The following is a 12,618-nucleotide window of genomic DNA, read 5'->3' on the forward strand; positions in this document are numbered from 1 at the left end:
GGCACAACATGTTGTGCCCATCGTCACGTCTGGCGTGTCCACTCCACAACTTGCCGCACAGGACGTCACTGCGGATGGTGCGGGAAGTGTGCACGTCTACGCTGGGGTTGACCACTACATCTTGTGGTTTGGCTCTGGTGCACGCCCTTGATGTTGGGGTTGCCCCCTTGACGTGGCGGACAACTTCGCGCAAGGTACTCAAGCCGCGTAATTACAGACACGTAACTCCCACAGCCAGAACGTCGCGCCGGGGGAGTCCATCACGGAAGCACACGCGGTCGGAACGCGTTGTACACAACGGTCACGAAGTCGCTGGAGGAATCGCACCACATGGTCATCGCACGAGGAGAGACAGGACAGGCACTCCGCACGGTCATCGACGGGGAGAAGGCTGGTCTGAAGTTCGACCGCTACTTCACCGCCGAGGGCGTCCACCCCTACGACGAGGTCCAGTGGGAGCTGCGTGACGCGGTCATCAGCGACTGGAAGACCGGCGATGTCGCGTTCGAGCAGCGTGGGGTCGAGTTCCCGACGCAGTGGTCGATGATCGCCACCAACATCGTCAGCCAGAAGTACTTCCGTGGACCGCTGGGCACCCCGGAGCGCGAGTCGTCGGTCAAGCAGATGCTCGACCGGGTCGCCAACACGATCACCCGCTGGGGTCTGAAGGACGGCTACTTCGCCGACGACCAGTCCGCCGAGGTGTTCAACGTCGAGCTGAAGCACCTGCTGGTCAACCAGAAGGCTGCGTTCAACTCACCGGTGTGGTTCAACTGCGGCGTCGAGGACAAGCCCCAGTGCTCCGCCTGCTTCATCCTCTCGGTCGAGGACAAGATGAGCTCGATCCTCAACTGGTACGTGGAGGAGGGGACGATCTTCAAGGGCGGCTCGGGCTCCGGGGTGAACCTGTCGGGCATCCGCTCCTCCGCGGAGACGCTCCGCGGTGGTGGGGAGGCCAGCGGGCCGGTGTCGTTCATGCGCGGGGCGGACGCCTCGGCCGGGACGATCAAGTCCGGTGGGAAGACCCGTCGTGCCGCCAAGATGGTGATCCTCAACGTCGATCACCCCGACATCGAGGAGTTCATCTGGTGCAAGCAGCGTGAGGAGGACAAGTCCCGCGCACTGCAGGCTGCTGGGTTCGACATGTCCCTGGATGGCCGTGATGCCGCCAGCGTGCAGTACCAGAACGCCAACAACTCCGTTCGGGTGAACGACGAGTTCATGCAGGCGGTCGTCGACGATGCCGAGTTCACGCTCAAGGCCGTCACCGACGGATCGGACGTCAAGACCCTCCGGGCGCGCGACCTGATGAACCAGATCTCCGAGGCCGCGTGGGCCTGTGCCGACCCGGGCATCCAGTACGACACCACGATCAACGACTGGCACACCACGCCGAACGCCGGCCGGATCAACGGCTCGAACCCGTGCAGTGAGTACATGCACCTGGACAACTCCGCCTGCAACCTCGCGTCGCTGAACCTGCGCAAGTTCGAGAGCGGCGGCGTGTTCGACGTCGAAGCGTTCCAGCGCGCTGTCGAGGTCGTGTTCACCGCCCAGGAGATCATCGTCGGCAACTCCTCCTACCCGACGGAGAACATCGGCGCCAACGCCATTAAGTACCGCCAGCTCGGCATGGGGTACGCCAACCTCGGCGGGCTGCTGATGAGCCTCGGTCTGGCCTACGACTCCGACGAGGGTCGCGCCTGGGCTGGTGCGATCACGGCGCTGATGACCGGGCACGCGTACCGGACCTCCGCGGAGATCGCCAAGGTCACCGGGCCGTTCGAGGGCTACCACGACGACGCCGACGGCATGAAGCGGGTGCTGCGCAAGCACCGTGCCGCAGTCGGCACGATCGACCCGGTCAAAGCACCGGCCAACATCCTGCAGGCTGCGCAGGGCTCGTGGGACGACGCGGTTGCGATCGCCGAGGACTTCGGGGTCCGCAACAGCCAGGCGACGGTGCTCGCACCCACCGGAACCATCGGTCTGATGATGGACTGCGACACCACCGGCATCGAGCCGGACCTCGGTCTGGTCAAGATGAAGAAGTTGGTCGGCGGTGGGACGATGAAGATCGTCAACCAGACCGTCCCGCACGCGCTGGCCAACCTGGGCTACCAGCCCGAGCAGGTCGAGGCGATCGTGGCCTACATCGATGACCACGCCACGGTCGAGGGTGCGCCGGCTCTGCGGCCCGAGCATGTCAGCGTGTTCGACTGCGCCATGGGTGAGCGGTCCATCGCCGCGATGGGGCACATCAAGATGATGGCCGCAGCGCAGCCGTTCCTGTCGGGTGCGATCTCCAAGACCGTCAACCTGCCCGAGAGCGCAACGGTGGCCGACGTCGAGGAGATGTACATCGAGGGCTGGCGTCTGGGCCTGAAGGCCATCGCCATCTACCGCGACAACTGCAAGGTCGCCCAGCCCCTGTCGATCGACAAGAAGTCCGACCGTGAGGCGGACGACACCGCTGAGGCAGCCGCACCCGCGGCGACCACGGCGGAGGCGGGGATCGTCCGGCGGCGTCTGCCCAAGCAGCGTCCGTCCCAGACGATCAGCTTCCAGGTGGCCGATGCCGACGGGTACGTCACCGCGGGTGAGTACCCCGGTGACGGGCTCGGCGAGATCTTCGTCAAGCTGGGCAAGCAGGGCTCGACGTTGTCCGGGATCATGGATGCGCTGGCGATCAGCGTGAGCCTCGGTCTGCAGTACGGCGTGCCGCTCGAGGCCTACGTGTCCAAGTTCATCAACACGCGGTACGAGCCGGCTGGCATGACCGATGACCCGGACATCCGGTTCGCGACGTCGCTGACCGACTACATCTTCCGCAAGCTCGCCATCGAGTACCTGCCCGCCGACCAGCGGCAGGAGATGGGGATCTACACCACGGAGGAGCGGACAGCCGAACTGGACGCTGGGTCCTACGGTGCACCCGCGCCCGAGCCCACGGCCGAGGCGGTTGCGGACGCCACCGGTCAGACCGTCCTGCCGGTCGATGACGAGGCCCACCAGATCAACGACATCTACGGCGACGCGCCGCTGTGCCTGGCTTGTGGCGAGAAGATGCAGCGTGCCGGCTCGTGCCACGTCTGCCCCGGCTGCGGGACGACCAGCGGCTGCAGTTAGCCCCGAATCAGTGCCCGATCTCCGGGCGTGCGTGCGGAGGGGAAGCCGCCCGCAAGCCCGGACCTCACTCGACGCCCCGCCATCCTGGCGGGGCGTCGGTCATGCTCGGTGGTTGTGACCGTCGTGCCAGCTGGAGGACCGTCAACAGATCGTCAACTGGACATCGTGGACGCTTGAATCCGGTGCACGAAAGCCCGATGCTGGCTGGAAGCAGTCAAACCACTTGAACCCCAGGGGAGCACCACGTGACGTACGAAGCACCGATGATCGAGCACACCGAGGACGTGGTCGGCCTGCTCGACCTCTGCAAGGTGTTCCCTGACTGGTGCGGCAACGGCGGCGGGGGCCATCACTCCTAGTCGACGCCTGCTAGTCGGCCGTCTCCCGGAGTGACCGCTGGGTCCTCCGGGTCGTGATCAGGTGGTCGTCCGGTCCTGACGTGCGATAGTGCGGCACCCGGGGTCCTGCCTCTCGGGTGCGCTGCAGCAGCCGTCGAAGACGAGGTTCACCCTTGAACCGGCGAGGCGGGGTCGGTGTCGCGACGATCCACGACTCGGACAGCGGGGTGTCGTCCGGGAGCGGCATGGGGTTGGTGGAGGCTACGAGTACCATGCCGCCAACACCGCGATCCCGCGTGGTCTGGGCCGCCGCGGCCAGCAGCCGCCACGAGTGACCCTGGCCGCGGTGGGACGGCAGGATCTCCAGGTGACCCCACAGGTCCCACTCAGCGGTGTGTCCCTGTCGGGCGATGTACCCGATCGGGCCGCCGTGCTCGTCGTCCAAGATCAGCGCACGATCCTCCACGATTGCCGTCATCACCGGTTGGAGCCGCCGGCTCGAGGGAAGGCGGCCGGGGGTGCTCTTGCGCCGCAGCGCCATGAGGGCATCGACGTCTGAGACGGTCGCGACCCGGGTCGGCACGGACGGCGCCTCCCAGGAGAACCCGGCGGGTAGCGCTGCCGCCTTCGAACGGTCTTCATGGAGCCAGCGGCGGCCGACGTCGCGGAGCGGCTCGAGATCCTGCTCGAACCCCGCGATCGTGGTCGCACCGCCGCGGTCCAGCAGCCCGCCGAGCTGCTCCGCTGCTCGTGGGTCGATCAGGACGACGAAGGCCGGCATCACGCCGACGGCGACCCGCTGGGTGACGACCACCGCCAGGACGGCTCCGTCGTCGTCCCGGACCAGCCGGCGGCGGATCCGCGCTCTCGCTGTCATCGGGTTTGCAGCCGCGGACAGCAAGGGCGTGGCCCGGGGCTGCAGATGGCCCAGCAGGTCGTGGCATGCCCCGCTCGTGGCCACCTCCTCGACCGCCATCCCACGCGGGCCGGCAACCCAGGTCAGATAGGCGGCCACCGATGCTGCCGAGGCATCCCCGGTCTTCCAGTCCAGCGCACCGCCCGGCTGGGTCAGGCCGGGGCGTCCTCGGAGGCGGACCAACTCCGCCCGGGCGGTCCGCAGCAGCGCTCGCGCTGTCTGGGTCAGCTGTGGCCGGCCAGCGGCCAGCAGCCACCCGGGGAGAAGACCTCGTCGGGCACCACGTCGTCGGGCACCGTCGGCCAGTTGGTTCGCCGCCAGCCACCCCGGCGGCGTCGGCAGGTGGTCCGCCAGCATGGCCGCACCCTCGGTCCCGAGCACCATCGCGCAGCGCTGCAGGACGGAGGCCGCCAGCGTCGCCACCCCGGTCGCCTCGGCCCGTCTCACCACTGCTGCCACATCGGGGGCGGAGCCCTGCATCACCGCATCGATGTCGAGCAGGGCTCGAAGACCCCGCGCCCCCTCCAAGCCGGCATTGACGCAGAGGTGCAGCAAGGTGTCGATCGGGTCGAAGGTCCGGACCGGATCCTCGCCCACGGTGGTCTCCATGGACCGATCCAACAGACGCCCGCTGTCGATCCGCAGGCTCGTGCGATCGCGCGCCAGCCCGACGGTGTGGAAGTGCAGGTCCACGTCGAGCAGCCCGCCGCGGTGGCCGAAGGGAACCTCGGCGACGCCGTACTCGCGGAACCCGTCCCAATTGGTGGCGAGTGGCGCGAACCCGGCATCGGTCAGGCACTCGACCGCTCGGCCGAACGAGTGTCGGTCGACCAGCACATCCAGATCGCTGTACACCCGGGACCCGGCATCGCGGTGGTGCAGCTCGGACAGGATGGGGCCCTTGAACACGGCGTGTCGCACCGGCAGGACCTGCCGGAGGACCGACACCGTTCGGCGAGCCAGCAGGTGCCGACCGACGCTGTGGCGTCGCACCCGCTCGATCGTTGTCGCCAGATCCGGCGGCAGCTTTAACTCGGCGGCGGTCGCCCGCGCGCCGAGAACACCCAGCACCCGGTGCTCCGTCGCCGTGGCGATCGCGTGCTCACGTGCGGCCGGTGCGGCGTTCGACCAGGCCCGCCTGATCACCCCACCTGGCGTCGCAGTCCGGAGCAACAGCACGAGCAGGTCCCGACCCTCGCGAGACGACGGCTGCTCCTCCTGCCGCTGCATCCCTGTAGAGTACGAGGAGGCGGGCTCAGGGCGGCTGTCCAGCTCGTCACCCGCAGCAGAGATGGTCGTCGCGTCGCGGCGGAGGAGGAGAGAACGTGGCCGTGGTGCGTGCTCCCGGCGTGACCGCGGAACCGTCCGGGGATCGGACGGTCGTGCTGGACGCCGAGGCCACCACGATGTCGACGCTCAACCCGGTCGGAGCACTGCTGTTCGCCCAGCTGGTCACCCCGCACACCGCCGCCCAGTTGGTGGAGGTGCTGCGCCGTCAATTCCCTGACGTGCCCGTCACCACCCTGGAGAGCGACGTCGACAGCTTCCTCGCGCAGATGCGGTCAGCTGGTCTGATTGTTCCTGCTGATGCTGACGGCTGACGGCGTCTCCAAGACCTACGAGCCACCCACCGGACTGGCGGGCCTCCTGGTCCGGACGGCGTCGTCCGAGCCCATCCAGGCCGTTCGGGACATCACCTTCTCCGTCGGGCGTGGCGAGATCCTCGGTCTCGTCGGGCCCAACGGCGCCGGCAAATCGACCCTGTTGCGAATGTGTGCCGGATTGCTGACGCCGACGTCCGGTCGGGTGACCGTGGATGGCCGTGACGTTGCGACCGACCCGGCGGACGTGCGACGCATCACCGGACTGCTGCTGGCGGACGATCGTGCCCTCTACTGGCGCCTCACGGGCCGCCAGAACCTCCGGTTCTTCGGGGTCATGGCCGGGCTGAGCGCTGCCGAGGCCCGGCGCCGGTCAGAGCTGCTCATGGAGGAGTTCGGCCTGGCTGATCGGGACCGACGGGTCTTCGGGTACTCCTCCGGCATGCGAGTACGGCTGGGACTGGCCCGGACGCTCATCGCCGACCCGGAACTCGTCATCCTGGACGAGCCGACGCGGTCCCTTGACCCAGCCGCCAGCAGCGATCTGCTGCGTCGGGTTCGACACCTCCGCGAGTCGGGCCGCGCCGTGGTCCTCTCGACCCATCGGCTGACCGAGGTCGAGGCGGTCTGTGATCGGGTGGTCGTGCTCGACCAGGGAGCGGCGCTCCTCGCTGCGGCCGTGGCTGACCTGGCGGCGGATGGCTCACCGCCGACCGAGGTCCTGACCCGGCTGCTCGGAGCGGAGCTGGACCCGTGACAGCGCGTGGCCGACGCAGTGGATTGGGCAGCAGACTGCTGGCCATCGCACGGCGCGACACCGAGACCGAGCTCAGCTATCGCTTCCGTCTCGCCTCGCTCCTCGTCTCGCCGTTCATCGGGGCGTTCCTCGCGTTCTACATCGCCCGGCTGGTCGGCACCGGCGGGCCGCTTGCCGAGTACGACGGCACCTACTTCGACTACGTCGTGGTGGGGTTGGCGCTGACCTCCTACGCGGCCCTCGGCGTCAGCGCGTTCACCCAGCGGATCGCTCAAGAGCAGACCGCCGGCACGCTGGAGGTGCTGCTGGCCGGACCGACGCGGCTGCCCACGCTCCTGGCCGGTGGGTTCATCGTGCCGCTCGGCCTGACGACGATCCAGGTCGTCGGGCTGATCGGCATCGGGGTCGGACTGGTCGGCACCGGTCTCTCGCCGGGCGCGGTCGTCGGCGCTCTCCCCGTCCTGGTCCTCATGATCCTAAACTTTGTCGCGGTCGGCGTCGTCGCGGGCGCCGTGACGCTGCTGTCGAAGCGAGGTGATCCCATCTCGCGTGGGTTCTACCAGCTGACGCTGCTGCTCAGCGGTGCGGTGATTCCGCTCGAGCTCTTCCCGGGCTGGATGCAGCTGATCGGGCGGGCCACACCGGCCTTCTACGGCGTCCGAGGCCTGCGTGACGCCGTGCTCACCGACGGCGGAGTCGGAGCGGCGGCTGACGAGGTGCTGATCCTGCTCGGCTTCGCGATCATCACCGTTCCGCTCGCCATCGGCCTCTTCGCGGCGGCGGTCCGCAGCGCCAAGCGCTACGGCATCCTCGGCACCTACTGACCCGCCTGCTGGCCCGCGCGGCTCTCAAGGGCCGACTCGATGGCGGCGCTGGCCCTCGTCAGGCGCCGGGCCGGATCGGCTGCCAGTCCCAGACGCCAGCCGGGCAGCCTGGCCAGGCCCGCGAGGTGTGGCAACCCGCGACGGAGCGAGTCCGGGTCGTGGGCGTCCAGATATGACGAGGTCAGGACGGACAGGCGATGGTGGTGCGGGAGGGGCTCCATGCGGCCGTCGCCCTCATCGTGGGCGGCGACGATCAGACCGGTGACCGCTCGCCGCCCGGTGGCGAAGACGTCGCCCGCGACCATCAGCCGACCACGATGATCCCCGGGCAGCGGCCCCGTCACCGGAAGGGTGTCGCCAGCCATGCTGGCCAGGTCCGAGGCGATGGCCATCCGCTTGGGCATCCCGACGGCGGTGGCCGGTCCGCTGTCCGGCCGCTCGACGATGATCAGGTCGTCTGCGTGGAGGGACCACCCGGCTGCGCACAGGGCCACGGCGATGGTGGACTTCCCGGTTCCCGTCGGCCCGAGCAGCAGCACGGTCTGGTCCGCGCGAGATGCCATGGCGGCATGCAGAGCCAGTCGATCGCGGCGCCCCAGGACCCAGGACAGTGAGCTGAACAGCAACTGCCGGACCATCTTCCAGAGCTGGTCGTCGGGCGGGTTCCCCCCGACGAGGACGACGTGATCATCTGCGGTTGCCCGACCGCCGCTGACGTGGGCCAGGTGAAGCCGCCCGGTGTCACGCCAGAGCTGAACAGGACCGTCCACGTGGTCGGGTGGTCGACCGGGCACAGCCGGTGGTCGACGGACGAGTTCGACTTGCAGGACGCGTTCTGCCGAGGAGCGTGGCAGGGCACCGAAGTGCCACGACGCGCAGCGATGGAGATCCGCATCAGCGGCGCTGATCCTGACCGGCAGGTCCGCCAGGTCCACCGTCCACGCCGCGTGTGTCACTGCAGGCATGCTAATGAGCTGAGCTGGCTCAGGTCGTTGGTCCAGCGAGTGGGCAGGTCGTCCCGCGGACCCAGCGGCGGCGGGTACGGTCCAGGCACATGGTGGCACCCGACGTGAGAGCTCGTCTCTTCCGGCACCGGCTCGACCGGGAGGCGACGTGGATTGCGACCGACGGCGCGTCGATGGGGCGTCGCTGGCAGGCGGGTGTGCGCGTGCTGCTCGAGGCGGTCGATCGGGCGCCACGACGGGGGGAGGTCTGGGCCTACTGCACGGCGGAGGGCAAGTTGGTGGTGCATCGCTACGTGCGGTGCCGCGATGGCCTTCACGTCTTCCAGGGGGACGCGTCCTTCCGGCCCGACCAGCCGGTGCCGACGACGTGGCTGGTCGGGCGTGTCCGCTCGGTCACGGACGGCACCCGGACCTGGTCGCCACGCCGCCGGCATGTGATGGCCTCGCGGGTTTCGGCGACGGTGCCGGCGATCCGACGTCGCCTACGGCGGGCCATCCACGAGTAGGGTCTGTGGGGATGCGGCGACGCGGACCGAGATCGGTTGCCGGCCCCTCGCGGGTCTGGTCACCACCTTCGGGGAACCCCCGAGGACACACGCGTCATCTGACGCTCCATCGCATGCAGGTGCTGCACGCGTTGCGTGCGAGTCTGCACACACCACGAAGCTGGTCGGGACACGTCGCCGCGTCGCCCGATCGGCCCGGAGCCCCGGTGCCGTAGGTGACCCCGGGGGGAGCAGGGAGGCGGACGGCATTCCAGCGTGCCGTGCGCATCATCGTGGCCGCATTCCTCGACGGCTCCTGGGAACCGACCGCAATGGCCGCCCGGGCGCACCACGACCTCGGACTGCTCACCGTGCGGAGGGAGATCGACTTCGGAGGGACCGAACCCTACGTGTGGTTGCACCGAGCCGCAGACCTCGTAGCCGACACCTTCGTGGCACCACCGCGGTCCGAACTCCGTGCGATGCGAGTGCTGGTCGCCGAGCACGCCGCCCCGGCCATCCTGCCGCTCCTGGACCACCCGATCGCGGGACCGCACACGGGGACCGCGCTCGTGAGTTCTGCGATGAGCGAGCCGCGGTGGCCCGTTGTCCACCTGGACACGGTGGGTGACGTGGCTGCTGCGCTCGGCCTCCTCCCGACCCAGCTGTCCTGGTTCGCCGACGTCGCATCGCTGGAGCAGTCGGTGACCGACGAGCGTCTGCGGCACTACCGCTACCGGTGGGTGGCCAAGTCGGGCAGCGGGCAGCGGCTGGTCGAGGCGCCGAAGCAGACCTTGCGTCGGGTGCAGCGCTGGGTCCTGCGCAGGGTGCTCCACAACATCCCAGTTCACCCGGCCACGCACGGCTTCGTGCCGGGACGCTCCGTCCACACCTACGTGGGCCCGCATGTCGGGCGACGGGTGGTGGTCTCGCTGGACCTCCGCAACTTCTTCACATCTGTGGCGGCGGGGCGGGTGTTCGGCATCTTCAGGGTGGCGGGGTATGCCGACTCGGTAGCGCACACCCTCACGGGACTGATGACCAATGCGGTCCCCGCTGACATCCTCCGAGGGCATCCGGATGCGCCCCGTGCCCTCCGGTTCCCTCACCTCCCGCAGGGCGCGCCGACGTCGCCGGCACTCGCCAACCTCGCCGCGTTCTCCCTCGACCGTCGATTGTCCGGGTTGGCCACGGCTATGGACTTGCGCTACACGAGGTACGCCGACGACCTGGCCTTCTCGAGCGCTGGCGGGCTGAGCCGTCGAGCACGGCGGCGACTGGTCGTGACGGTCGAGGAGATCGCGCGCGCGGAGGGCTTCGACGTGAACCGGGCAAAGACGCGGGCAGCCACGGCCGGCCGACAGCAGCGCCTGGCTGGCCGGGTGGTCAACGCCGTCGACAACGCGCCGCGTCGGGACTACGACCGTCTTCGGGCAGTGCTGCACGACGCGAGCATCAACGGACCAGTCGCCGCGAATCGCGAGGGTCACCCCGCGTTCGAGGCGCATCTCCGTGGGCGCATCCACTGGGTCGCGAGCGACAGTCCTGCCCGGCAGCGGCGCCTGTGGCAGCTGTTCGACCAGATCGATTGGTCCGAAGGATGACGTGTCATGCTGGCCTTGGTCGAGTGATGGGTTCCCGTGATGTGTCAGCCAGCCAGATGTCGTGAGTGCGGCAAGACGACGTGGACCGGCTGTGGCCAGCACGTGGACGAGGTCATGAGCCGGGTCAATCCCCCTGACCGCTGCACCTGTGCTGGGCAGGGCCAGCCAGCGTCGTGGTGGTCGCGGCTGTTCGGCCGCTGAGCCGGCCACGCGGCGTGCTGGCTCAGCTCGCCCGGTTGGCCACGGTGATCCGGATCCGAACGCCCAGCCCGAGGTCGCCATCCGGCAGTCGCCGGTCCTGCAGCACCCGGCCGGCCGCCTCCCGGAGTGCATCGTGATCGCGGGCCGGCACGAGCTCGAGCGCGGCGCGCATGCCGTGGGACCACACCCACTCCCACCACTGCTCGATGTCGGCGAAGCGGGTGAGATGTCGGTGCTCGGTCGCGCTGATGACGGTCAGACCAGCGTCCCGGACGGCGCCGTCGAGCCACCCGGCGTCACGGACCAGGTCGAACGACGAACGGTCGACCGCTGGCTCCTGCTGAGCGTCGTCGGGCAGGAACGGGGTCAGCAGCTCCTCGAAGATCGAGTCATCCGGGTCCTCTACGAAGGTCACCAGCCCCAGGCGGCCGCCGGGGCGGACGAAGCTCGCCCAGTGCTGCAGCGTCCCGGCCGGGTCGTCGCTGAAGAACAACACCAGGCTGGACAGCACCGCGTCGAACGTGCCGAGCGAGGTCGGCAGCGAGGTGGCGTCTTCCTGCCGGACGAGCACCTGCTCCCGATCCGCGAGGTCAGCGGCGGTCAGCGCCACCATCGTCGGCGCCAGGTCAACACCCACGGCGAGACCGGTCGGGCCGACTGCCGATGACGCCGGGTCGAGCACTGCACCTCGACCGGTACCGATGTCCAGCACCCTCTCACCTGGCCGCAGTGCGACCGCATCGACCAGCATCCGTCCGAACGTCGCGAAGAACTCGACGTCCACCCGGTCGTAGGTGGCGGCCGCGCGGTCGAAGGTCTTCGCGTGGTGCGTCAGGTCCATGTCGGTCACGTCATCCTGTCGTCAGTGTCGCCTCGAGCGCCCGCCGCAGCGCTGGCCGATACCCACCGCCGAACTTGATCGCGTGGACCGCCAGGGGGGCCAATTGGTGCAGCGGGATCCGGTCGCGCCAGCCGTCGGCCAGCGGGAACGCATCGTCGTAGGCGGCGTAGCACGCGGGCCCGAAGCCGCCGAACAGGTCCATCATCGCCAGGTCGAACTCCCGATGGCCGCCGTGGGCAGCCGGGTCGATCAGCCAACTCCGGCCGCCGGCTCCGATCATGCGGTTGCCGGCCCATAGGTCGCCGTGCAGCCGGGCTGGCGGCTCCTCCGGCACGAGGTCCGGCAAGCGGTCGGCGACCCGCTCGAGGTCGTCGGCCTCGTCCTGGCCATAGGCTCCCCGCTCCAGTCCGATCCGCGCCAGCGGGCGGAGTCGGTTGTCGGCCAGTGCCTGCGCCCAGGTGGCGTGTTGGGTGTTGGGCAGCTCGAGAGACCCCGTCGTGGCGTTGTCCGCCCGTCCGAATGAGGACGGCCCCGCCTGGTGCAGCGCCGCCAGGGCCCGGCCGAAGTCGGCCTCGGTCGTGGGGGTCGGGGACCCGGGCTCGATCCACTCGAGGGCGAGGAGCGGGACGTCGTCGCCGACCCCGATCACCTGCGGGACCGGGATGACCGACGGCTCACCCAGCCAGCGCAGACCCGCAGCCTCGGTGGCGAAGAATGAGGGGTCGGCCCCCGCCTTGGTCTTGGCGAAGACGCGGCTGCCGTCGGCAAGGTCGACGCGGTAGGCGGCGGCGACATCGCCTCCTGACAGGGGGTTCGCCGACGCGACACGACTGCCGGTCAGGCGCTCGATGGTCTGGCTGATCTCGCGGTCCACGCCGCGACCGTAGCTGTCCTCGATGCAGGGTTCCCCAGCGCGGGGTGAGGTTCCCCACCGTGCGGTGAGGTTCCCCACGGTGC

Annotated in this window: 10 protein-coding genes; 6 read left to right on the plus strand and 4 right to left on the minus strand. The window is 69.3% G+C overall.

Annotation, left to right across the window (positions count from 1 at the left end; all coding sequences use genetic code 11):
• The first annotated feature begins 330 nt into the window (after window positions 1-330).
• Window positions 331-3,129 carry a vitamin B12-dependent ribonucleotide reductase gene (locus tag C1746_RS16930; RefSeq protein WP_116715947.1) on the plus strand — a complete coding sequence of 933 codons (2,799 nt, stop codon included), beginning with the start codon at window positions 331-333 and terminating at the stop codon, window positions 3,127-3,129.
• A 369-nt stretch (window positions 3,130-3,498) separates the two neighbouring features.
• Here the strand turns inward: C1746_RS16930 and C1746_RS16935 are convergent, their stop codons facing one another.
• Window positions 3,499-5,613 (minus strand): nucleotidyltransferase family protein, encoded by a 2,115-nt coding sequence (locus C1746_RS16935; RefSeq protein ID WP_116715948.1) that lies wholly within the window; start codon window positions 5,611-5,613, stop codon window positions 3,499-3,501.
• A 101-nt stretch (window positions 5,614-5,714) separates the two neighbouring features.
• On the opposite strand from C1746_RS16935, the gene C1746_RS16940 reads away from it, so the two are divergent.
• From C1746_RS16940 to C1746_RS16950, 3 genes are read left to right on the plus strand one after another with little or no spacing between them, the layout of a single operon-like run.
• Complete coding sequence (locus C1746_RS16940; protein WP_162867880.1) at window positions 5,715-5,984, plus strand: PqqD family protein; 270 nt, start codon at window positions 5,715-5,717, stop codon at window positions 5,982-5,984.
• Window positions 5,971-6,741: an ABC transporter ATP-binding protein gene (locus C1746_RS16945; protein WP_116715950.1), complete on the plus strand. Its 771-nt coding sequence runs from the start codon at window positions 5,971-5,973 to the stop codon at window positions 6,739-6,741. Before C1746_RS16940 ends, C1746_RS16945 begins: the two co-directional genes overlap by 14 nt.
• Window positions 6,738-7,565, plus strand: coding sequence for an ABC transporter permease (locus tag C1746_RS16950; RefSeq protein WP_116715951.1), 828 nt, complete (start codon window positions 6,738-6,740; stop codon window positions 7,563-7,565). The genes C1746_RS16945 and C1746_RS16950 overlap by 4 nt, the downstream gene beginning before the upstream one ends.
• Here C1746_RS16950 and C1746_RS16955 read toward each other — a convergent pair.
• Window positions 7,559-8,521, minus strand: coding sequence for a hypothetical protein (locus tag C1746_RS16955; protein ID WP_116715952.1), 963 nt, complete (start codon window positions 8,519-8,521; stop codon window positions 7,559-7,561). The two genes, C1746_RS16950 and C1746_RS16955, sit on opposite strands and share 7 nt — an antisense overlap.
• A gap of 98 nt (window positions 8,522-8,619) precedes the next feature.
• Between C1746_RS16955 and C1746_RS16960 the strand changes: the two genes are divergently transcribed.
• Both C1746_RS16960 and C1746_RS16965 read left to right on the plus strand, forming a co-directional pair.
• Window positions 8,620-9,036, plus strand: a complete 417-nt coding sequence (locus tag C1746_RS16960) for a S24/S26 family peptidase (protein ID WP_116715953.1) — start codon at window positions 8,620-8,622, stop codon at window positions 9,034-9,036.
• A gap of 260 nt (window positions 9,037-9,296) precedes the next feature.
• Complete coding sequence (locus C1746_RS16965) at window positions 9,297-10,619, plus strand: reverse transcriptase family protein (RefSeq protein WP_116715954.1); 1,323 nt, start codon at window positions 9,297-9,299, stop codon at window positions 10,617-10,619.
• 223 nt (window positions 10,620-10,842) lie between these two features.
• Here the strand turns inward: C1746_RS16965 and C1746_RS16970 are convergent, their stop codons facing one another.
• Entirely contained in the window at window positions 10,843-11,661 is an 819-nt protein-coding gene (locus C1746_RS16970) for a class I SAM-dependent methyltransferase (protein ID WP_240599051.1), read from the minus strand.
• A gap of 10 nt (window positions 11,662-11,671) precedes the next feature.
• On the minus strand, window positions 11,672-12,535 hold the full coding sequence (locus tag C1746_RS16975) for a fructosamine kinase family protein (RefSeq protein ID WP_205711956.1): 864 nt from the start codon (window positions 12,533-12,535) through the stop codon (window positions 11,672-11,674).
• Window positions 12,536-12,618 lie beyond the last annotated feature (83 nt).

This window comes from Euzebya tangerina (genome assembly GCF_003074135.1).
Lineage (GTDB): Bacteria > Actinomycetota > Nitriliruptoria > Euzebyales > Euzebyaceae > Euzebya > Euzebya tangerina.